This is a genomic window from Pleionea sp. CnH1-48, from assembly GCF_024124665.1.
Taxonomy (GTDB): domain Bacteria; phylum Pseudomonadota; class Gammaproteobacteria; order Enterobacterales; family Kangiellaceae; genus JAMXSB01.
The window spans coordinates 231,129-253,715 of sequence record NZ_JAMXSB010000008.1; the positions used below are offsets into that span (position 1 = coordinate 231,129).

Sequence of the window (22,587 nt, forward strand, 5' to 3'; positions counted from 1 at the left end):
AAAATTATGGTACACAAAAGACCAATTTCAAACTCTTCGAACAATATTAAGATTGAAAAGCTCGATATAAGCTTTTCAATCCTGTTCACAGAAAAAAACATATCTGATTGAGAACATCAGGGAATAGATATCACTTCCAGTTCAGCAAATTCCAAGTTACCAGAGTTGCTTTGAATTTGCCAAACAACATAGGTACCACTGGTTACGTCACCATTATTATCAAATCCAATTGCCCCTGATGCTCCTTCGTAGTCAATATCGCTTCCGGAACTTACGGCCGAAATAGCCGTTGCAAACTGATTCGGAGTAATAATAACAGCACTGGAACCATCAGGCCGAGAAACCGATTGCAAGTTATTAATAATCGACTCTTTAGTAGCAGCCCCACCTTGTAACATGGATAGAGCAATTAAATAGACAGCATCATAAGAAGACTCTCCAAATACGTCTGGCTCAAACCCAAATGTCGACTCAAAATTGTTAAAAAACGTTTGATAATTCGCAGTTTCTTTAGGAGGGACAGGCGCTGTACCTTTCATTCCCTCTAAAACTTGAGGCGCTCCATTATTAATCAATGCAACCCCAAAATTACCATCAACGCCGTAAAGTTGGATATTATTTTGACCAGCAGCTACAAGGTCTCGGGTGAAATTACCGCCGTCAGTAAAGAAAGTAATAGCGACTATAGCTTCGGGTGTACCATTGGCAAGCAATGCCTGAATTTCGGCATTAAATCCGAACTCTTTAGAACCGGGATAGGATACCTCAGCGAGAACCGTTCCCCCCTGAGATTCAAAGCGCTGTTTGAATGCTGCAAACAACCCACTTCCATAAGGATCATCTCGAAAAAAACCACTCACCGTCGAAACATTATCACTGATCAACAAATCTGCGAGAATCACTCCTTGAAAAGCGTCAGACGCGATGGTTCGCCAAACAGTATTATTATCATTTAATTCAGCGATTAGAGGCGAGGTTGAAAATGGGGATATCAATGGTATCCCATCGGCAATGGTTTGATTTTGAGAGGTAAAAAGTGTCACAGAACTGGCTGCTGCGCCTATGATTGCAACAACCCCTAGATCTCTCAGCTCTTGTGCAGCGGCAACTCCTGTCGGTCCGTCAATTCTAGAATCCCTTATGATGAGCTCAATCTGCTGGCCTCCAATTCCACCAGCATCATTAATTTCTTTTACAGCCAACTGTGCCGAGTTTCGACTGGTAAGTCCCAAACTCGCTAAAGAACCAGTGGTCGGAATAATCATCCCCACTTTAATTGAGTCACTCGACAAAGTACGACCGGATTCGTTTACATCCGTATCACATCCAGCAACGATTATGAGGCCACCAATAAGACATAACAACTTTTTGAACATGACATTTCTCCTCAAAAGCTGTAGGAATACGATGCGTAAACTTCTCGTTCACGTCCAGGCACATCAATTCCAGAGAAACCAGGGTCTTCATAGGATTCATCCAGTATATTTTGAACTTTAATACCAAGTTGATGCTCTTCTAGTCGATAATTATATGAAGCATCTAGAACAAAATAAGCATCTAGCTGATAAGGCATATCATTCGTTAATTGAATGTTAGAGCGTGTGGCACGTCGTTCAGAAATATAACGACCAGATAGACCAAAAGTATGTGCGGGACTGTGTAGCCATTGCCAACGTATTTGAGAGGTTAGCTTCGGGTACATATCCGAAGCAGTTTTTATCGCTCCAAAAATAGGGTCATTAACAGTATTCTCAGTGTCTGTATATGAAAAATTTCCGGCAAAAATATGGCTAGAAGAATAAACATACCTTAACTCGCCTTCGACTCCCCTACCTTTTTGATTCCCGACATTTTGCGGTTGATTATTGTTTCCAACAGGTACCAACTCTACTCTGTCTTCAATTTCATTATCATATGCATTTAATACAAGTCCCAGACTTTTAGTAATGGTCCAGTTCAATTCCACTTCAAATGTAGAAGCGTCTTCTGCTCGCAAATTAGGGTTGCCGATAACTTCTCCAGCGTAGAGGGGCTGCGCGAACAACTGCATCGCTGCTGGCGCTTTAAAGGAAGTTCCGTAAAGTCCTTTAATCGACAGTTCGTCAGAGAATACATAAACTACACCCGCTCTGTAATTGGTAGAGGCACCATATATATTGTGATCATCTCTACGTACGTTTAAAGTAATGCCCATAGAGTCAGTAGGATAAGAAACAAACTGCACATAAGTGCCTTTATTTTCAAAATTCTGTATACCTTGCTCAGCACTGACTAAGGTTTCTTCTCCAGTATCAATAGCCACATTAAATATCTCTAACAGCTCTTCATCATTATCAGTGACATCATAACCAAAAGTAATAGAACCTTTTTCGGAAAAGCTATAACGTCCCTCTAGTGACCAATCATTAGCATCATACGAGAATTTTCTACGCGGAAAGGAAGTATCGGAACCAAAGCTTAACCGCTCATTGTCACTGGGATTACCCTCGGCTTTGGTCAACGAAACATTGAACTCCAAATTATCAGAAAATGCCCACCCACCTTTAACTCTGATGGTCTCAGATTCAATAGATAGACGGTTTTCATGACTCAGGATCCCAAAATCCAAAAACTCAGCGTAAGAATCCAAAGTGCTCTGATGATACATAAATTCAAGATTCACTTGCTCACTAAACTGATGTTTCGTTTCTAGATAGATATTCTCTGGCTTTGATTTATCATTAACGGATTCAAGATTGTTAGCACCCAAATAAGAAGCATAAAGCGGTGATGTTGAAGGAAGTTGATTTCCATCTCGTTCATCATTTGCGGCAGAATAAGCAAAATTAAATTGAGTTTGCTCATTACTATATGCAACCCAACCAGATATAGCACTATCAGCATCTTGATCTAACCGGAACTTAACATCACCATCCCAGTTTTCTGATGCCGAACGGGTGATTATATTAATGATCCCTAAAAACGCATTTTCTCCATATAGAGCAGAAGCAGGTCCTCTCACCACTTCAATCCTTTCTACCGCTTCCATCGATATCAATTCCTCCCCGAGATAGTTTGCGGAGTCTGAACGGAAAGCTATCGACTGTCCGTTAATCATCACTTTCAAGTTTCGGCTATAGGCTCGTAAGCCACCATTACTGCCTCGGACACCAAAGTTGACACTGACGTAATCGTCTACGCCATAAAACCCAGGTACTTGAACCAATGCGTCAGCGACCGATTTATATCCCCAATTATTAATATCACTTCGAGTAATAACAGAAACAACTGCTGGGGCTTCCGACTGTTTTTGGGCTTCCTTTGAAACAGAGGTTACTTTAATGTTAAGCAAGTCTTCTAAAGAAAGCTCTAAAAACTCTTCCTCTGCGATTAGGACATTTACATATAAGATGGGTGCAATAAGTACATATTTAGCGATCGACTTGACTCTATCCATTTTATTTACCGATCAATCAATAAGTGGATAAATTATGGCATAAACTAACTAGTTAGCAACTAACTCAAACTCTGACAATGTACGAGCCAACAATTGTTCATATGAATATGAAATTATCATTTAAGCCTAGATTTACAGGTTGCTCTATACCGTTGAGATTCAGAAAACACCCGGTGGGTTAAAATCATGATGACAATCATGATTCTATATTTTAACTTATTGCTCTTATATTCAAAGTAGTTATGTAATCACTCCTTTAGAGGTTTAAATATTGAAATTCTCTCCATTTCGACTCATAGCGATTATCAGCACAATACTCATATCTTCGTGTGATTCACACTCTAATCACTCAGGCCCAGAAAAAGATACATCTGAAAATATTTCTAAATTAGGCATACCTGATAATAGGTACGAAAGTATCTCTCCAAAAGATTCTTGCACGCAACCTATCGTCATAGAGTTCTTTGCCTACCAATGCCCTCATTGCTATACATTGGAAGACCATATCGAAAAGTGGTCCCCACCTAAAGGCGTAACCTTCAAACAGGTGCCAACGGATCTGGGGGATAAAAATTTTCGGCCATTTGTCTATGTCCATGTATTGGCAGAAAAGCTCGGCATACTTGATAAAGTTAAGCCACTTTTATTCGAGCGCATTCATCAACATAAAAAAGGCATTAACAGTCCACAGGAAGTAGGTGAGATATTATTGGCAGCGGGTTCAACGGCTCAAGCTGTAGAAGATGTTCTGAAAGATGAAGCTGATATTCAAGCGCGCTTGAACAATCACTTTAATTTATTAATGCGCTACAAGATTACTACGGTTCCCGATCTGCTGGTTAACTATCAGTACCGTACAAGCCCTTCTCAAACAGAAGGATATGACAAGGTATTTCCAACAGTAGAGCAACTGCTTAAGCTGCCAGCAAACTGCCTCGAAAAAACGCCCACAAAACCTCAGTGAGGCTTTGTGGGATATTTCTTTCTAAGCAGTGCGATATCTACGCATCCAAGCTAAAGCTACAACCGCAAACATCCACAGTGGCATACTACCGGAGCCACCGGAGGGAGTAACTGCAGGAGGCTCAGTAGGATTGCTGGCCGTTAGCAGATCAGTCTGTACGATAAGTTTATCGTAATAAGAAGGGTCGTATTCTGTTGGTCGAGTTGCATCAAAAGGCTCAACCGAAAGGCTCGTTGAAGGCGGAACATAATTCGAACTCGTCAACTCTTCCGCTATCAAACGATCATTAATGGATCGGATTCTGTATATGAAATCCTTATTGGCAATGAAAGCTGTTTTACCATCGGCTTCCCAGGCGACGCCACTAAAACTGCGAATTCCGGCCACGGCGGTGATCAATTGCGAACGATCAGCAGAAATCATACGTAATGACCCACTGGCTTCAACCGTTGTTGGAGCACCAATAAAGGTTCCACGAACATACAGATTGCCATTAAGATCTTCAGAGAAATTTGAGAAACCGCCAATCCCCTCAGGCTTGCCACTGCCATCACCGGGCCAGACCAATTCGACGGTACCACTGGAAGAAACCTGAACCAAGTTTCCATTAGCATTGGTGACATACACCGTGTCGTTAGACCCCGTCTTAACCAAGTCATTGTTGGCAAAAACAGGACTTGTCGCACCGTCAGGGATGCCACGGCTATAAATAGCTTCGACGCCATTGTTATAACTCACCAGACTGTTGAATGTGTCAGTACCACCGCTACCAGACGACATAATCAAAGTACCATTACTCAATACCGAGCCGCCATCAACATCTCTTGCCGTTGATATCATTCGATTAGTACCATTTTGATCGGTAACGACGGAAGGATCAGAGGTTGACTGAGTTAGATGGACAATGTCTCCCGGTATTTCCTGAACCTGAAAAACACCATCATTGGCGAAAGAAGAATAGATATTTAAGTTTTGGTCAACCGCAACGAACCAGCTGCTACCACCACCGACGCCGTCAACAACCACTCGAGAACCTAACTTAACCCGCGTTGTAGGGTCCAGATCAATTTTTGAGATGGTTGCACTGGAGTTATTCATCACATAAAGATCACCGTTAACATCCATCGTGATATCAGAAGAGCCATCGATACCGTCATCAACCTTGTTCGCCAACACTTCAATATCAATACCAGGTGCAACATAAGCTGGTAGCTGACTAACAACGGCTTCCGTTGCAACAGGCACTGTACCACTGGCCGTCACTAAAGCGGTGTAATAACCTGGGTTAAAGTTCTCTTTGGTCACAATGATCTCAATCAGACCGGCTTGAATTCCAGTGAAACTAAACAAACCATTGGCATCCGAGGTTGTTGTTTGCCCAGAGCCAAGCGTTACCGTCGCTTCAGGAATGACGGCTGTTGTTGTCGTATTAACACGAAAACGGGTTTCACCAGAAATATCAATGGTTCCTAAACTCGCGTTTAAAGCCTCCGCCAGAGTACCGCTGGTAGCACTTAACTTGTATAACGTGCGGTTAGCATTAATGAAAAATAAAGAGGTACCATCGTAAACTAATGCACTGTCGGTGTTAGAAGTTGATGATAACTCTGGCCCACTGGCCACCAGAACCAGGCTGCCATCAGACATCACAGCATACAAATGCCCTGATGCACTGTCTAATTCAAAGACCATGTCGCCGACTATTTCTAGCCCAACATTGTTTACCCCGCCTGCACTTTGGTCGCGCTTATGAATCAGAGAAATGGTTCCGTCTGCGGCTTTCCTAAAAATGTCGCCTTTCGAAAAACCTGCCGTTAATGCGCCGCTGGCATCCACTGCGATGCGAGACATAATAGAGGGCGGATCAATAGGCAAATTCAAGGCTAAAATTTCATCCAGCTGCAATACGGGCTCAAAAAAACCATCGCCAGGATCGACTTTCAAAATAGCATCACGGTAAATAGACTGAGGCCCACCACGAGCATCAACTCCCACATAAATATCATCGTTAGAAGTCGCTTCAACATCAATGATTAAAGGAATACTACTGAGCGTTCTAAAAACGCCAGTATCTGTCGCACTGGTTCGACGCCAGGAGGCCAACATCAAGTTACTTACACCAAAATACAAAGTGCCATCAGGACTAAAATCCATTCCACGGCTAAAGAAAGGAATGTAAGGAACATCGATAAACTCGGAACCAACACGCTTGCGCATTTGCAAATCAACGACAGTGCCATTGCTTGGATCAATGGCAATAATATTGCCGCCTTCCGCAATGATCGACACATCAAATGCTTGCGCAATAAAAAGATTACCCGTTAAAGGATCCAGTTCTAAATCACCAACACTACCCGAGAGATGAGTAATTTCGGCACACCCATTGGATCCATCGCTATTTTCACAGTAGACAACTTCTAACTGCAAACCAGGACGAACGTCCAGTGCTAAAGCCGTCGTCATTGAGGCGACGGTCAATAGACTCAATCGTAATATGTTTTTTAGAATGTCCATGAAAAACCTCCCCAAACAGAGCGACCAAACTTCTCTCCAGCACCTTTCAAGACCTGGTCATACTCAAAATATTCAACATGCTCATCATCAAGCGCATTGTTGATCGTAATGTAAAGACTCAGATCTTCGATTGGTCTATAACGTGCAGAAACATTTAAGATTGAATAAGCTTCTTGGCGGTCACGGGTAAAATTAGGCCCGTCAGGAGAGATATTGCCCGTTTCAAACTCAGAACTATCTGTCTTGCTGACATAATTATAGCCAAAATCAACATCTAGCTTATCGCTGACTTTCCAGTTACCGCCAAAATTGATTTTGTGCTCAGGAGTAAAGAAAGTTTCTCCAGCCACACTGTTCAGATTTTCAGGATCTTCGAATCGATAGTTAGCATAAGTACTCAAAGACTCACTAGCAATCCAGACCACGCTTACTTGTAAACCATCTGCTTCAGCCGTGATCGACTGGTTTTGGAAAGAAGTTGTGGTAAAGAACTGATTGTTAGCCCCATCAATAACCACATTTTGCAGTAAACCTGAGTCGGGATTTCCTATAATGTTTTCGTATTCTTCATGAAACCACTCTACCGTTAGCTGCATTGTATCGGTTAAGTTAGTGGTGTAAGTAATATCAAATGAAGTAATGGTTTCTACTTCTAGTGCTGGTCCGCCATCAACTAAAGCCGCTCCAACAAAAGAAACATTTTGGTTTTGGCCAGGAACAACCAAGTTCACTTGCGAAAACAGTTCAAATAAGCTTGGCGCTCGGAAAGCACTTCTGGCCGTGGCTCGAATGGAATCGGTCTCGTTAATAAAATGAGACAAGCTCAGAGTATAACCGTCATCATTACCTGTAATAGAATCGTCATCAATCCGATAACCAGCCCCAACTTGCCAATCTTCCTTAAATTTATAAGTAAAGTTAGCAAAGTAAGAGGTAATATCTTTATCTCGGTCAAGAACCAAACCACCACGATTTTCAATTTCTCGAACTTCAGCACCAGCAACCCATTTCACTCGGTCTTCCAGCGCACTTCCCACCGCTTGAATGGTCGCATCAAAGGTATCGACTTTTCCCATAAAAATGCCATCAGTGGCAAGGTGAGGATAATAGGCGTACCCATTTGTAGGATCGTTGGCGAGCAAAGCAGCTACGGCTGCTGACGAAGGAACCAGAGGCGTCGCATATTCGAAAGTATTTTGATAGATATTCAATTGAAATGCAGGACCATCTTCTACCACATAATTTGAAATAAAATGAACGTAGTCAGTATCGATATCCCATAGGGTTCTAGGTAAACCAGGTTGTTGAAACAGCTCATAGCTGCCTTCGGTCATTCCAAAACCAAGCTTAAAGTCCATCTCTTTGGTAGCCTGCATCGTCACCAGACCATTAGCTTTACTCACCCACTCTAAACTGTTTTCATCGGCAGCAAAGTTGGAGCTAGTCTGAAAACGGTTATACCCTTCGAAAAACACATCCGAATTTTCGTTGTCCAGGTTTTGTAAGGTCGCACTCAACTTAGCCGTCACTTTTTCGCCTTTAAACTGGCCTCTAACGTTGCTGTAATGACGATTGTCTTCGCCAATATGGTGTCTGACAAAACCACCTGATTTATCAACGCTCTTGGTTATGATATTAATCACACCCGAATAAGCATTTGCACCGAACAAAGCAGACGCAGGCCCTCGAACGACCTCAATTCGTTCGATATCATCCATCGCAATCGGAAAAGCATTCCACAAAGTCACACCAAATAAATCATTGTATTCGGTGCGCCCGTCAATCATCACCAACAAACGACGATTGAAAATAATACCTTTACCTCGAATCGACACTTCTGTTTGAGAGGCGCCGATCCTCAAAACATCAATCTCAGCTAATCGGGCCAAAACATCAGGAATGTTATCAAGACCACTCGCCGCAATTTCTCGCGAGGTAATAACAGAAATAGGAGCAGGAGATTCACTCAATTTTGATTCAGAGCGAGTTGCCGATACAACTTCTATATTGAGCAGATCTTCCAGAGAGATAGAACCTAAATCATCTTCTTCAGCTTCTTCTGCATGAACTAATGAGGAGTTAACACAAGACATAGAAATACAAGCTGCCACAAGACTCAGCTTAAACACTTTTTTCATCAGGCCCTCCAATGGGCGCACTATTGTTCACCGCTACTTATTTACAACCAAACGACACGTACAAAAACTTCAGGTTAATGTATAGTCGAAGAAGTCATAAGCGTCTAATTTCTGGAAAACAAATCGTCTGAAAAATGCGTCAAGTTTTTGTCACTTTGATAACAGAAACTTATAAAGAAATACCCAACAACTCATTGAGTGAATGTAATATCAATGACTTAACCCTTATAAAAAACAAAGCTTTAGCTATTTATATAATTGCGACACAATCGATCTCTATCCGATTGATATTATTGGCCGAAATAGATATCCTAAACAAAGATATTTACTGGGAAATAAACTATATGGACATCACTCAACTTTTATCCGATAGTCAAAGTGGCGACTCGAAAGCCGTTGAGGAACTTTATCCTATTATTTACGATGAGCTGCATCGAATCGCCCATCAACAACTGCAAAAGGTGTGGGCTGTTGAAACCTTATGTACAACAGCTCTTGTTAATGAGGCCTATCTAAAGCTCATCAAGTTCGATAACAACAAAGCCAATAATCGCAACCACTTTTTTGCGATTGCCGCCAAAGCTATGCGACAAATACTGATCAACTACGCTGAACAGAAACAAGCTCAAAAACGAGGGGGGGAGTGGCAAAAAATTACTCAAGATGACTCACTTTCTTCAACTCAACATAATATCGAACTGCTATTGTCAGTACATTATGCGCTAGAAGAATTGGAGACTCTGGATGAAGAGCTCTGTAAGTTGGTCGAGCTGCGCTTCTTTGCAGGTATGACAGAAGAAGAGCTAGCCAGCCTTTTTGAAGTATCGCCTCGTACTATCCGCCGTAACTGGAAAAAAGCCCGAGCGCTGCTTGCTCAGGCGATGGCCTGATAGCAATGGGAATCAAACTGTCTAAACAACGATGGGCTTTTATTCAGCCTGTATTAGACGAAATTCTTGAGCTACCCGAACATGAACAACTCGCCCAGCTAAAAATTCGCTATGGAGAAGACAAACGCCTGGTTGAAGAAGTCTCTCAGCTATTAGATGCCGAAAGCCAGGCCCCTGATGAACTGGAAGGTCTAGCCATTGAGCTAGCAGAATTGGATAGTTCAACATCATCATCGGTGGCATTCACTCCATCCATTCAATCAATAGGCCCCTATCGTTTGTGTGAAGAAATAGGCCGTGGTGGCATGGGGGTAGTCTATCGAGCAGAAAGAAACGATGGTCGCTTTGAGCAAGAGGTCGCCATAAAGCTGTTAAATACAGCCAATAACCACGGAGATATTTTAGAGCGTTTTGAACGCGAGCAACAATATCTCGCTTCATTACAACACACTCATATCGCACGGATTTACGATGGATCTCAAACTGATGATGGTCAACCTTACTTTATTATGGAATACATTAAGGGAGTGCCTATTGATCACTACTGCGAACAAAACAAACTTTCCATAGCACAACGCTTAGCTCTCATTAAACAGGTCATACAGGCACTCAGTTTTGCGCATAAGAACCTGATCATTCATCGCGATATAAAACCCAGTAACCTCCTGGTCACCGATGATAGTCAAGTGAAGTTGCTCGACTTTGGTATTGCTAAATGGTTGCATCAGGACTATCAGCTGGAACACACACAAACAGCTGCACAGATGATGACCCCCGCCTTCGCAGCGCCAGAACAACTAAATAGCCAAACCGCAACTGTACAAACAGACATCTACCAACTCGCCTTAGTTATCTATACCCTGCTAACAGGGCATCATGCTTTTCAAGATGACAAATTGTCTTATGTCGAGTTGCTAAAAAAGAAAAGTTCGGAAGAGCCTGGATTACCAAGCACAATAGTTAATCACGGACAAACACCTAAAGACGGCTTCATTGCAAGTTTGTCTCATAAAGAACGGAAACAATGGGAAAACTCGCTAAAAGGAGATATTGATGCCATCTTAATAACCGCGCTCAAATCTAAGCCAGAGTTTCGCTATGCTTCTATGGATGCATTACTGCAAGACGTCAATGCCTACTTTGATAAGCGCCCAATCAGCGTTCAACATCTGGGATTATACTATCGTATAAGGAAATTTGTTTGGCGTAACTGGAAGCCCCTGACCATCGCCTCCGTATTTATTGTATTGAGTATCAGTTATATGGTCACGGTTACTTTACAATCGCAAAAAATACGCCATGCCCTACTGGTAAGCAAACAAGAACAAAGAAAAGCTCAGTCTGTCTCTAACTTTATGCTTAATATTTTTAAAGCAGCCGATCCTAATGTGTCAGGAATAGAAAAAATAACCGCGCACCAACTGCTCAATAAAGGTTACGACAAAATACTTTCAGACCTTGGAACTACTCCAGATATACAGGCTCACATGTTAACTCAACTTGGCGAGATCTATTTTAGTCAAGGACACTATGAGCAAAGCGTTACCTTGCTTGAGCAGGCACTAGCGACTCATCGACTAGAAGAAATAGAAGATCCGCTGAGTCTGGCAAATACACTGACTCAGCTGGGTGTGGCTTATACCAATACCAAACAGCTAGAAAAAGCCGAAGCCCTTTTTGAAGAAAGCCTACTCCTGCATAAAAAAAGCATGCTCAATGCAAATTCCTTGGCATCAATGGAATATGCAGAAACCAATACAACTTATGGTCAGCTATTAAGAAAGCTAGGGCAATATGAACAAGCGAAAGCTCACTTCGAAAAAGCCATACAGATACTTAGAGACAACCCCGATTATGATCGCTCCGAACTTGCCGTCGCTCTCAATGGTCTTGCTAACTTAGAAGCATCGATAGGCGACTACACAGCATCCCGAAAGAACATGCTGGAGGCCATCGATATCCACAGAGAAGTATTAGGTACATCGCATTCTTATCTGTCGATCTACCTCAATAATCTGAGTATTTTGCTGACAAAAATGGAGCGCTTTGAAGAAGCAGAAAAATACAGTGAGGAAGCCCTTTCTATTCAACGAAGAGTACTACCCGAGGACCACCCTTATTTTGCAGCCACCTATCGCTCCAGAGCCATGATTGAATATCACCAAAATAACCTTAGACCAGCAAAAAACTTGCTAACCAAAGCACTGGCAATTAATAAGAACAGCTTGCAATCCAATAACTATATTACGGCTATTCTCTATGAATACCTGGGCTTTGTTAGTCAAGATCTCAAGCAACTTGAAGAAGCAGAAAAATACTATCAATTAATGAAGGAAACCTATGAGCAGTTAGGAGCTGGAAAAAAAGTCATCGCTCGAAGCTTGGGACGACAAGCATCACTGGCTCATAGCAGAGGAGAACATATTACAGCCCAAAAGCTCTACGAACAGGCCCTGAGTGATATACAGACAACAACAATTAAGACTTCCTTTATAAACCATGGCTATGCAAAATTACTCTTTCATCTTAGAGATTACCCCAAAGCTCAAGAAGTAACGGAACAACTACTAGAACTGAGAAGAGAAAATCTTGGAGAAGAACACTCGCTTACCAAGCAAACCCAAAGTCTACTCGATAAAATAAAACGCTCTACTCTACCTTTGGATAACTCTAAAACTGCAACTTACCAATAAGCTTATCATAAACATCCACGAGTCTTTTCTTTCGATTCATTTGGCTAAAAGGGTTTATGAATCGAGTCATCACTCGCCAATAAAATCCCAGCGAATCAAAACGACGGCGTGGAATAATATGAATATGGACGTGGGGAATATGTTGTCCAGAGCTACGGCCATCATTAACAATGACATTGCAGGCTAATACATCTGGAAATAGATCAGGCAACATCTGAGAAATTTTTCGAACTGCAAGAGAAAGCTCTTGGTAAGTACTTTCAGAAAGTTGGTGTAATTTCTCTCTGTGCTCACTAGCAATAATCAGAATATGCCCTGGTGTGACGGGCTTTATATCTAGCACAACCTTGTAGCTTGGCGTTAACAGTAGCTCATAAGAAGTAAAGTCCCCACGAATTATTCCGCAAAAGATACAGTTATCGTCCACTATCTATTTCCTACTCCCCATTGCTTATCATGATAGTTCAGATACCTTTTCTTTCAACTCTAACTCGCCCGTATTGTTGAGGCTAAATATATTAATGCACTCCCACTTGGCCAGGCTTTTCTTCTGCTCCTCAGAAAAGTCAGACTCAACCTCTGATTGAGCAATCGTTAAAGAGTCGGGAGAGAACCACCAACAATCGTCTTCAATTTTTTCGGGCCAATCAAATCTACTAAATGCCAGATTATGTTTATCAATAGACATTTTTGATAATTGACTGACCCGCTCAAGAAACTTATCCATAAAAATTCCTTTTGGCAGATTAATTTTTTCTAACGCAATGACGGATAAATAATAAACATGAAAAATCCCCCCTGCTCAACAGGTCGGACCATAAAAACCTTGTTTTTTATGAGATATAAATCAAATAGAGATTAAGAAAGGATTTTTAACCGAGATAATCTTTAAGAAAAATCAAAAAAATATCTAAATAAAGAATTTTTCTTGGCATATTTTTTTCAACTTTATTTTATAAACAATATATGACGACTAGACAAAAAAACTTAAACTGTCAAAAACTCAAATCAAGAATACACGTCTTACTTTCGCATCGAGTAAAACCGATAAAACTCGATGCGAAATGCATATTTCTTTTTAATATATCTATTTATTAGTAGTTAAGGTTTATAGTGGATCGATCTTATCCGGTGGTGCACAGGCGTAAACAGGCACCGTTGTAAACTCGCTGACATTAAAAGGATTGTAAGTAGGTATATTGGTCTGAATACCTTGTTGCAAGCCTGGACACTCAATGATGCCTGGTTCCAGACGGAATGAATCGCCCAACTGTGAATCACAAGGAATATCACTCCCACAAACCTTCAAACTAAACATGGGCGAGCAAAATGCCTCTTCGTTTTTCTTACTCCAAAACTCAGGACATTCAACATCAGGAACAGGAATTCCGGTGGGGCCAGGCTTTTCTGACAGAGCAAGACTATTTGCAACACAGAAGTGAACACCAGGAGGCTTAATAAAGCCGGGGGGACACAAAGCTGCTTTTGCTATAAAAAACTGGCTAGAAGCTTCTTTTGTCTTTGTTTCGAAAGATTCAGAAAGATAATGCGCCTTACGTTTTTCTTTAAGAAGATCGATGGGGTTTATTAACTCGACAACACCTTCTCTTCCAACAATAAGCGCCAGTTTTTTTGCCACGCAAACTACAAGACCAGGAGGTCGAGTAAAACCTTCGCGACAGTAATCTTCAAAATGGCCATCAATGAAATAACGTTTTTCCTGGATATCTAGAGATAGCTGGTCTCGGATACAGAATGTCTGAATGCCAGTTACCTCATTATAGTACCTAGGACACTCACCACTACTAGCCAATGGATAGATAGCCAATGTAGTAAGATGATCGGCCAAACAAAGATTAAAAGAACTTAACCAACGAAATCCCTCAGGACAATCACGGGTTCTCACTTTTAGTGAGTCCAAACTGACCTCTGCTCCACTGTTTTTTATCAGTTGATAGTTCGATACTGTTAGCGGCTGTCCGTAGGCCTTAGCTCCGATTAAAAGCACGCAGAAAAGTGCAATTAGATGTTTCATGATACTAGCTCCTTGTCATTACCATGTTTGTAACTCTACTACTCTGATACAGAAATAATAAAATAAACCGGACAAACAACTTGCTCTATTTTTTTAACGAATGCTCTTTAAGTGCTCTAATTCTGCTCACCTTATCTTCCATTATATTTTTTTTAGTTTCCATGACCTCTATTTTTTTCATTCCCTGTATTGATCACCTGAGTAGATAAGATTCATGACTGATTCTTAAAACTTAAACAATGAAAATCATTTAACTTTACAAGGAAAAAACAATGAAACAACTAAAGAACATGGCTACAGGAATCATCTTAACCGCAACAGCGGCCTTGTCGATTTCGGCGTCTGCAACTCAATATCATCCCGCAAAAATCACTCATATTGCGTCAGGTGGTGCCTACAATGGAGACGTCGTTATTCGCTTAGATGGACACGATAATGCCAACAAGCCAGGTTGTGCCAGTGGGTTCTGGTCATTGCGCTTCGATGGCACTACTGATGAGGGCAAGCAAGCCTACGCCATGGCATTACTCGCCTGGTCTACTAACGCTTCTCTCACTGTTCAAGGTGAAGGTTCATGTAAGTCAGGTACGACAACGGAGCAATTACGCTGGATACGTGGACGCTAATTAACTTTTTTGGGATATCATTATGATTGATACAACAAAGCAATCTAAACGCTTGAAACAGCGCTCCCTACAGGCAATGGGTACTTTATTTTTTACTGCACTCGGAGCCTTGACTCCACTCAGTGAGAGTCTGGCTGCTGCGTGTAATGTTAAAGTAAATAACGATGTAAAAGTCGCTCAGAAAGCGCCTGGTTTTGACAGTAATGTCATGGTTGATGAAGTCGCCGCAGCCATGCAACAAAGTAATGTTAAAGGATACGCGCTCAATGTTTTCAATCGTTGGGGAGAGTCCGTAGCCAGCGTCACTCATGGTCTTGCGAGGACCCAATGTGATAACGATGGCGAACGCACATTTTCTCTAAACACAGAAACCCCTTGGGGCAGTGTAAGCAAACTGTTAACAACAGCAGCCGCGATTCATGCAGTGGATCACAACCCGATTGATTTCGACGATAAATTAGTGGATTACCTGCCCTATCGCTGGCGCTCAGAACTACACCCTCGATTTCAAGACGTGACCCTGGCAATGCTATTGCAGCATAAAGCAGGATTCAGACATTCTGGCTGTGGACGCCCACTGAGAGACAGGTTGAAGGAAGGTGACGCCGTTAACGGCTGCTCTGGCAGCAATCCTCGCCCCAGTGTTGGTACAAAACAATACTCCAATACGGGGCCCGGTATCTTCTACGTCATTCTGGCTTATATGACCCGACCGGATTTTATGCACACCATTGATTTTGGTTATCAGAATCACAGTGACGCAGTCTATGACTCGGTTATTCAAGGTTATACCGCCAGTATCTATAACGACTACGTAGAAGACAATGTGTTAGCGCCCGTCGGCGTCTCTGCCACCTGTAATATGGCGGATAACGCTGGAGGCAACTACACACTTTGGTACTCTTCGGCTAATGATTCTTCTGGCAGCATGCCTTCTGATCAATCAGGACATTGCTCATCAGGAGGGTGGATCATGTCGAGCAACGAAATGACTCGAGTACTCAGTCGACTAGGCAACAGCGAAGATATTCTCAGCCGTGAATCTTATAAGTTGATGGAGTCCAGTTGGGAAGACAGTCTTGGTTGGTGGCGAGTAGGCCCCAATCAACGACCACACTTCAGTCACAATGGCGCCTGGGGAAGCACTCGGTCACAGGTTTATTCTTTGCAAGGAGGTTATACCGCAACTTTAGTAACCAACTCTCCTCCAGCGAATGGAGTAAGTCTGGGAGGTCTATTAATGGATGCTTACGAAAACGCTCGAGAAAAAGGTGTCGGCAATGACGCTATTATTTCAGCAAAATATATAATGGAATAAAAGTGATATGGCGGGTTTCTTGACCCCGCCTCGCTTTTAGTTGTGAGCGTTTTATAATTCTCGAATAGTCATTTCTTTAACTCTCCAAACCCCTGGGGCAGGATTACCCATAGAAAGAAAACCAGAAACCCAACCCGTTTTAGATACGGTAATAACGCGAGCAATATTTACATCTCCTTTTTTGTCAGCAGTCAATTGATGCTGAGAAATATCGTCTCCTACATTATGAATAAGTACACCCTCATCCCCCCACATGTATCCAGCTATTATTTCTAGTAGGTATTTTTTATTTTTCTCTAAATGAAACTGATAGCTCAACTTTCCAACTTTAACTTCATTAGAGAAAACCCAGATATTGTGGTAAGGATTCGCAATGCTGGGATAAGTAGCAGCCACTAAACCTCTATTATGGTAGGGGTTTCGCGCAGTTAATTTTGCATTAAATGTAGAAGAGCCAACGACATTAGAGAAATTTACATTTTTTGGCTTATTAAAATTCAATGCTTTTTCGAGTTTTTTATTCGTGGTCAGCTGCATAGCTTTTGGAGCATTGTTTATATAGTTCTCAGAAACTTTGGTAGTATGAGTGTTAGCAGTTAACAGGGAGGGATTTAATTTAATGGCCTTTAACGGCACTTTGCCTCCTACTGGTTCAGACGCGTAGACTCCAGCAGTGATAAAGAAGCTTAAATAGATGATAAAAGATTTCATAGTGCCTCGACCCTTTCATTATTTTTCTTTTAGTCATAGTAGCACATCGACAAATTAAAGTGACAATGCCCAAGGTGCGAATGCCTGTTGCCTAGTTCACAGAATGCCGAAATAGATAATGACCTTTAATCATTAACAGAAAATAAACGAAACATCCTTGTTTAATCACTATCACAATACATTTATCAACAAAACGAAGTTATCCATTAAGTACGTTTAAATCGATTAATCGCCAATAACCCCACAACAAATACCAGCCAACTCATAGGCTCTGGAATCGAAGTTTGAGGAGCCAGGCCAAAGGTAAAGCCGTGCCAATATTCAGGCTCGTCCGCAACCCAGCTAATAGAATCAAAAGAACCATTAAATTGAATAACGGCGTGAAGCTCAAAACCTTCTAAAATATCATCCGCATAAACGTTATAAAAACCATCTCCCCAATAGCCATGGCCTTCACTTAACACGGTAAAAGAAGCGTTAAAATCGTATTGAACTGGTAAACTGGTTCGGCCTTGACTCACAATGGCCATTAAAGGATTAACAACGGTTTCAGAAAAGGTAATCGTATTAAAAATGTCAGCACGGGACATTGCAATCATCTCGGCTGCCGTAGGTGCATTATCAACTACGGAATTGCCGGTATAAGGTGCAGGTGTGCCTTCTGTCCAATAGTTAATACCCGCTCCTAATTGAGCAAAGGTGACATCTCCGGTGTAGGAGATGCCCACGCTGCCCATGGTTCCAGAGGCACTTCCACTAACCCCTGTAGTCGCCGCAACCCAGTCAGTCCAAGTAATAAAAGAGGCCGAGGCCGGTAAAGAAGCCATGCCAATAAAGCTAAATAAAATCAGTTTTAAATATTTCATCACTCAATCCTTCCATCACAAGCCTGTATGAATTTAAAGCAATTTATATTCCGATGAGATTTTTTAGATAGTATTCAATAAGATAAAGTGGCTAACACTTCTTACTGAATGCCAAGTGTAAATATCTATGACAGGGCCAAGAGCGCTTCATGATAACTATTCGATACTATTTAGCTCTCAATAAGGAATCTATATCAGGCCCTAGCTTTGCGAAACGGCCATTTCGAACTGCCCCATCAACTGCTTAATAGCATCAATATCAAAAATATCAGCTGCCGTTGCCAAACGATTAGAGTAGGCCAATACAGCGGCATCATCGTTTTCCTTGCCATACTCTTGCAAACTCTGAGCAAACTGTGCAATGCCAGATAAGTTATTCGTTGCTCTAAGCTCTTTGCAATCTTCCAAGAAACGTGAGCCAAGCTCACTAAGCACGCTGTTTTCACAGTGACTTAAATCAGACTCTTCCCGCTTGGTTTCTTGTACTTCTTTTTCTTGATAAGACAAGAAACGTTGAAGTTCGACAAAAAGTTCTTGCCGTAACACTGGCTTCCTCAGATATCCATCAAAGAAGCGACTGCGCTTCGATTCATATTCATCACGAATAACAGAAGCTGTCAGGGCTACGATAGGAATATCTTTATTGATCCCTTTGATATTTTCGGCCGCCATGTAACCATCCATAACGGGCATTCTAATATCCATAATAACTAAGTCATAGTGATTATCTTTGCAGGACTCAACAGCCAGCTTGCCGTTTTCAGCCTGCTCAGACTGCAGACCAATTTCGTCAAAAATTTCTTTCAAAAGTAAGCGATTGTTTTCTATATCATCAACGATTAAGACCTTAGCACTATCAAACAATACTTGATTGTTTTTATCACTAGAAGCGTGTTGAGGCTCCTCTGCCTTCATGCTAGAGACACCTACCTTCTTTAGAACAATAGCAAAACAAGCGCCTTTTCCTGGCTCACTGGTAAGGTGAATATCACCTCCCATCAATCCAGTTAACCGTTTCGAAATACTAAGACCCAGTCCCGTTCCACCGTACTTCTTAATACTTTGTCCTTCTGCCTGCTGAAAGCTCTCAAAGATCTTTTCCTGTTCGCTCTCTTCAATGCCTCGACCGCTATCAATGACTTCGATACGCAAGTCTACGGAGCTTTCTATTTTGTCTTCATTTTCACTAACAGCACGAATTTTTACAAAACCGCTGTCTGTAAACTTAACGGCATTTCCGACCAGATTAAATAATACTTGTCTGATTCTTGTTGAGTCCATAAGCAAGGACTCAGGAATATCCGGTGCCACATCCATAATGATATCTATATTTTTCTTACGTGCACTCATAACAAACACATTCGCTATCTCATCAAAAATAGCATAAGGATTTGTTGGCTTAAGCTCTATGGCCAGCTTTCCAGCTTCAATTTTAGATAAGTCCAGAATATCGTTAATAAGCATTAAGAGCGAATTGCCCGCAGACTTTATCGTCTTAATAAATGTTCGATGCTTGTCATTTTTTACTTGCTCATCCAATAGTTCAGTAAAGCCAATAATCGCATTCATAGGTGTTCGAATTTCGTGGCTCATATTGGCCAAGAACTCCGATTTAGCACGATTCGCATATTCAGCAGTTTCTTTTGCTTGTTGTAAATCACGCTCCATTGCCATTCGATCATTAAGATTGATCAACATGTTTAAGAATGCATCACCGCCAGAAAATTGAATAGGTAAGATGGAGAGAATACCGTCAATAGAAGTCCCAGATAGGGAATTGACTCTAACCACTTGCTCCTTTACTCGACCAGACTTCTTTAACTCCTGTACAGCTTGTATCACCGATGCTTCATTTTCGTTTATTTGAAAGAAGCGCTGGCTCTCTATTTTTCCAGAGTCATCCACGGTCAGAGTCAGTTCTTCTACAGCGGTGGGATTCGCCATAAGAATAGTTTTCGAACGTCTTTCAGTAACAAAAACAATAACCGGCATATTATCAATGAGAGAAATAAGATTTCGTTCACTTTGCTTTAAATAACGCTCAGTTTTAGCTCTCAGGCTTACTTCATTCCTGAGTCGGCCATTCCAGTAAGAAATAGCTAATAATACAATAAGGCTTAACAGGCTGATTTTAGCTATCAACTTATAATCAGTCGTCACTACAACATCCTGCTGTCCCCAACGGGACAAGATGCTCTTTTTCTGAGAAGTAGGAATAGTTTTTAATGCCTTGTTAAGAATAGATGCCAATATGGCATTTTCTTTATTAACACCAAACCCTAGTCTCATGGTGTGCTTTGTTTGTCCGACAACACGTAAACTATCATAACCATTTTCGGTTATTTCGTAATTTGCCTGGGCAAGAATGGCAACAAAGGCATCTGATTTTCCACCGTTGACGGACTTCAAGCCTTCAAATGTATCAGGGACAAACTGAAATTCTTTTCCTGGAAAGCGACGAACAATTTCATTAGAACTTGAATAACCACCTATCAAGGTAATTTTTCGGTCCATGATATCCGACAGCTCTTCTACATAGTCGTCGTTTTCTTTCATTACAATAACGAAAGGTGCACTGATATAGGACTCAGTAAAGATAGCTTCTGGGAAAGTATCGTGCTCTATGGAAGCCGAAATCATGACAACATTTTTACTGTTGAATAACTCAACAGATTCATCCCAGCTTGATGTGGGCAACACGCGAAACTTAATACCAAGCCGAGTTTCAACAAGTTTTAAAATATCTGGAACCACACCTACATAGTTGTCATCTTCCTCAAAAGACTCATAAGGCATCCAGTCAGGATCACCGACCATGGTTACGACAGGGTTATTCCTTAACCATCTCGTTTCTTCATCGGTTAAAATTAACTTTGAGCTATCAGTTATTTGCCGGCTGATGCCCCACTTCTGATAAATCTCCTCTCGCTCGGTTTCCAAGATGGCATCCAGCGCTTTATTAATGATACTAACAAGATCGTCGTAATCAGTTCTAACCCCAATCCTTAAGTCGTTAATAACGCTTCCAGGAAGCGGCTTAAACCTTTCTATTCGGTGTAAGTTCATTTGTTTAATCAAAAAGCTTGCAACCGCATGAGATTCAAAAGTCACGTCAGCATCTCGACGATCAACGCTAGAAAGTGCCTCTTGCACTGAGTCGACATAAATATAGTTAAGGCCTTTTACATGTTTTCTGATGTCTTGTTCCATTGCCGAGTTTTGTACCAGAGCAATAGTAAGACCAGACAAATCAGCCAAAGTGTTAATGCGCAAGTCGTTTCGAACATAAAAATGGTGGAGAGAGCTAAAATAGGGCTTTGAGAATAATAAATACTTATCTCTCTCAGGGTTTTTATAAACTGCAGGTAATAAGTCTAGTTTCTTATTTTTAACTTTATCTAATGAGGTTTTCCATAGTGCTGAGTGATATTCGAACTTAAGTCCCGTTATCTCTGATACTTTGTTCATTACATCATGAGACAAACCAACATGCTCACCATTTGCATTCACAAAATCGAATGGAATCCATAGCAAATCAGAAGCGACTCTAATAGTAGGATGTTCCTTAATCCACTTTATTTCTTCTGGAGTAAGGGAAAAACCTCGATCTTCTTGCCGAGGTCTGAACTTTGATTGAGTCGATAATCCCCACTTGTTCTTGAGAGCTTCTATATCGACAGGAGAAATCAGAGCCATTCCTTTATTAATTATTGACATCAGCTCGGGGTTATTTTTTGTCGTTGCCATCTTCAAATCAAATATTCTCGCTCCTTCGATCGATTGAAAAGGAACAAAATTTGTAATCTGATTCTTATCCAGTTTGTATTGAATCACAGCATAAGAATCAAAGATCAGCTCAACTTTATATTCGAGAAGCATGGTGATGGCTTCATCTATGGAATTAACCAAGACAATGGATAGCTCGGGATATTGCTTTCTTATTTCATCTTCCACTAAATAGTCTTTTACGAGGGCAAGCCTTTTCCCTGCAAAGTCGATGTTTGACGAAAACCTCACATCTTTTCGAGTAAAAAAATAGTCCAGAGAGCTTGCATAGGTATTCGAGAAAAGAAAAAAAGCTTCTCGCTCTTTTGATGGATAAACACCCGGTAATAAGTGAGCTCTCTTATTGATCGTACGATTAAAAGACTCACTCCAGGTATGAATATCTACAACGAAGTTAAGGCCAGTGGTCTCAGCCAACAAATCTATATAATCAGCAATAAACCCGCTGTACTCACCACTATCGTTCTTAAACTCAAAAGGTTCCCAAAAGTCAGCTCCCGCAATTTTAACTTCTGGGTTATTCTTCATCCATAACTCTTCAGCTGGACTTAACTTAATTTTATCTTCGGATTCCGCAAGTACCAATGAAGAAAGAAAAAGTAGAATGATA

At 41.3% G+C, this 22,587-nt stretch carries 15 protein-coding genes; 5 read left to right on the plus strand and 10 right to left on the minus strand.

Going from position 1 to position 22,587, the window contains the following annotated elements; translation table 11 throughout:
* Window positions 1-116 precede the first annotated feature (116 nt).
* Together NH399_RS14365 and NH399_RS14370 are read right to left on the minus strand one after the other, a co-directional pair.
* Window positions 117-1,376: an ABC transporter substrate-binding protein gene (locus NH399_RS14365; RefSeq protein WP_253041213.1), complete on the minus strand. Its 1,260-nt coding sequence runs from the start codon at window positions 1,374-1,376 to the stop codon at window positions 117-119.
* An 11-nt stretch (window positions 1,377-1,387) separates the two neighbouring features.
* Window positions 1,388-3,436 (minus strand): TonB-dependent siderophore receptor, encoded by a 2,049-nt coding sequence (locus NH399_RS14370; RefSeq protein ID WP_253041215.1) that lies wholly within the window; start codon window positions 3,434-3,436, stop codon window positions 1,388-1,390.
* 271 nt (window positions 3,437-3,707) lie between these two features.
* Here NH399_RS14370 and NH399_RS14375 point away from each other — a divergent pair, with 271 nt between their 5' ends.
* Window positions 3,708-4,400: a thiol:disulfide interchange protein DsbA/DsbL gene (locus NH399_RS14375; protein ID WP_253041217.1), complete on the plus strand. Its 693-nt coding sequence runs from the start codon at window positions 3,708-3,710 to the stop codon at window positions 4,398-4,400.
* Between the two features lie 21 nt (window positions 4,401-4,421).
* Here NH399_RS14375 and NH399_RS14380 read toward each other — a convergent pair whose 3' ends face one another.
* Entirely contained in the window at window positions 4,422-6,914 is a 2,493-nt protein-coding gene (locus NH399_RS14380) for a carboxypeptidase-like regulatory domain-containing protein (protein WP_253041219.1), read from the minus strand.
* Window positions 6,902-9,052 carry a TonB-dependent siderophore receptor gene (locus NH399_RS14385; RefSeq protein ID WP_253041221.1) on the minus strand — a complete coding sequence of 717 codons (2,151 nt, stop codon included), beginning with the start codon at window positions 9,050-9,052 and terminating at the stop codon, window positions 6,902-6,904. Before NH399_RS14385 ends, NH399_RS14380 begins: the two co-directional genes overlap by 13 nt.
* Window positions 9,053-9,186: 134 nt before the next feature.
* Here NH399_RS14385 and NH399_RS14390 point away from each other — a divergent pair, with 134 nt between their 5' ends.
* Together NH399_RS14390 and NH399_RS14395 are read left to right on the plus strand one after the other, a co-directional pair.
* Window positions 9,187-9,942 carry an ECF-type sigma factor gene (locus tag NH399_RS14390; protein WP_253041223.1) on the plus strand — a complete coding sequence of 252 codons (756 nt, stop codon included), beginning with the start codon at window positions 9,187-9,189 and terminating at the stop codon, window positions 9,940-9,942.
* Between the two features lie 5 nt (window positions 9,943-9,947).
* The gene (locus NH399_RS14395) at window positions 9,948-12,635 is read left to right on the plus strand and encodes a serine/threonine-protein kinase (RefSeq protein WP_253041226.1); all 2,688 of its coding nucleotides are present in this window, start codon (window positions 9,948-9,950) and stop codon (window positions 12,633-12,635) included.
* Here the strand turns inward: NH399_RS14395 and NH399_RS14400 are convergent.
* From NH399_RS14400 to NH399_RS14410, 3 genes are all read right to left on the minus strand, one after another.
* Window positions 12,613-13,062 carry an HIT domain-containing protein gene (locus NH399_RS14400; protein ID WP_253041228.1) on the minus strand — a complete coding sequence of 150 codons (450 nt, stop codon included), beginning with the start codon at window positions 13,060-13,062 and terminating at the stop codon, window positions 12,613-12,615. The genes NH399_RS14395 and NH399_RS14400 overlap by 23 nt on opposite strands.
* A 27-nt stretch (window positions 13,063-13,089) precedes the next feature.
* On the minus strand, window positions 13,090-13,362 hold the full coding sequence (locus NH399_RS14405; RefSeq protein WP_253041230.1) for a hypothetical protein: 273 nt from the start codon (window positions 13,360-13,362) through the stop codon (window positions 13,090-13,092).
* A 381-nt stretch (window positions 13,363-13,743) separates the two neighbouring features.
* The gene (locus NH399_RS14410) at window positions 13,744-14,670 is read right to left on the minus strand and encodes a hypothetical protein (RefSeq protein ID WP_253041232.1); all 927 of its coding nucleotides are present in this window, start codon (window positions 14,668-14,670) and stop codon (window positions 13,744-13,746) included.
* 272 nt (window positions 14,671-14,942) lie between these two features.
* Between NH399_RS14410 and NH399_RS14415 the strand changes: the two genes are divergently transcribed.
* Window positions 14,943-15,296 carry a hypothetical protein gene (locus tag NH399_RS14415; protein WP_253041234.1) on the plus strand — a complete coding sequence of 118 codons (354 nt, stop codon included), beginning with the start codon at window positions 14,943-14,945 and terminating at the stop codon, window positions 15,294-15,296.
* Window positions 15,297-15,318: 22 nt separating this feature from the next.
* On the plus strand, window positions 15,319-16,614 hold the full coding sequence (locus NH399_RS14420) for a serine hydrolase (protein ID WP_253041236.1): 1,296 nt from the start codon (window positions 15,319-15,321) through the stop codon (window positions 16,612-16,614).
* A 51-nt stretch (window positions 16,615-16,665) separates the two neighbouring features.
* On the opposite strand, the gene NH399_RS14425 is transcribed toward NH399_RS14420, so the two are convergent.
* The 3 genes from NH399_RS14425 to NH399_RS14435 form a co-directional block, all read right to left on the minus strand.
* Entirely contained in the window at window positions 16,666-17,325 is a 660-nt protein-coding gene (locus NH399_RS14425) for a hypothetical protein (RefSeq protein ID WP_253041238.1), read from the minus strand.
* A 206-nt stretch (window positions 17,326-17,531) separates the two neighbouring features.
* Window positions 17,532-18,191, minus strand: a complete 660-nt coding sequence (locus NH399_RS14430; protein WP_253041240.1) for a hypothetical protein — start codon at window positions 18,189-18,191, stop codon at window positions 17,532-17,534.
* 201 nt (window positions 18,192-18,392) lie between these two features.
* The gene (locus tag NH399_RS14435) at window positions 18,393-22,505 is read right to left on the minus strand and encodes a transporter substrate-binding domain-containing protein (RefSeq protein WP_253041242.1); all 4,113 of its coding nucleotides are present in this window, start codon (window positions 22,503-22,505) and stop codon (window positions 18,393-18,395) included.
* Window positions 22,506-22,587: the final 82 nt, after the last annotated feature.

Excerpts from the sequence above, each read along its gene's own strand:
- NH399_RS14365 (WP_253041213.1), bottom strand. The coding sequence starts at position 1,376 with ATGTTCAAAAAGTTGTTATGTCTTATTGGTGGCCTCATAATCGTTGCT.
- NH399_RS14370 (WP_253041215.1), bottom strand. The coding sequence starts at position 3,436 with ATGGATAGAGTCAAGTCGATCGCTAAATATGTACTTATTGCACCCATC.
- NH399_RS14380 (WP_253041219.1), bottom strand. The coding sequence starts at position 6,914 with ATGGACATTCTAAAAAACATATTACGATTGAGTCTATTGACCGTCGCC.
- NH399_RS14385 (WP_253041221.1), bottom strand. The coding sequence starts at position 9,052 with ATGAAAAAAGTGTTTAAGCTGAGTCTTGTGGCAGCTTGTATTTCTATG.
- NH399_RS14390 (WP_253041223.1), top strand. The coding sequence starts at position 9,187 with ATGCGTCAAGTTTTTGTCACTTTGATAACAGAAACTTATAAAGAAATA.
- NH399_RS14395 (WP_253041226.1), top strand. The coding sequence starts at position 9,948 with ATGGGAATCAAACTGTCTAAACAACGATGGGCTTTTATTCAGCCTGTA.
- NH399_RS14405 (WP_253041230.1), bottom strand. The coding sequence starts at position 13,362 with ATGGATAAGTTTCTTGAGCGGGTCAGTCAATTATCAAAAATGTCTATT.
- NH399_RS14410 (WP_253041232.1), bottom strand. The coding sequence starts at position 14,670 with ATGAAACATCTAATTGCACTTTTCTGCGTGCTTTTAATCGGAGCTAAG.
- NH399_RS14415 (WP_253041234.1), top strand. The coding sequence starts at position 14,943 with ATGAAACAACTAAAGAACATGGCTACAGGAATCATCTTAACCGCAACA.
- NH399_RS14420 (WP_253041236.1), top strand. The coding sequence starts at position 15,319 with ATGATTGATACAACAAAGCAATCTAAACGCTTGAAACAGCGCTCCCTA.
- NH399_RS14425 (WP_253041238.1), bottom strand. The coding sequence starts at position 17,325 with ATGAAATCTTTTATCATCTATTTAAGCTTCTTTATCACTGCTGGAGTC.
- NH399_RS14430 (WP_253041240.1), bottom strand. The coding sequence starts at position 18,191 with ATGAAATATTTAAAACTGATTTTATTTAGCTTTATTGGCATGGCTTCT.
- NH399_RS14435 (WP_253041242.1), bottom strand. The coding sequence starts at position 22,505 with ATGAAGAATAACCCAGAAGTTAAAATTGCGGGAGCTGACTTTTGGGAA.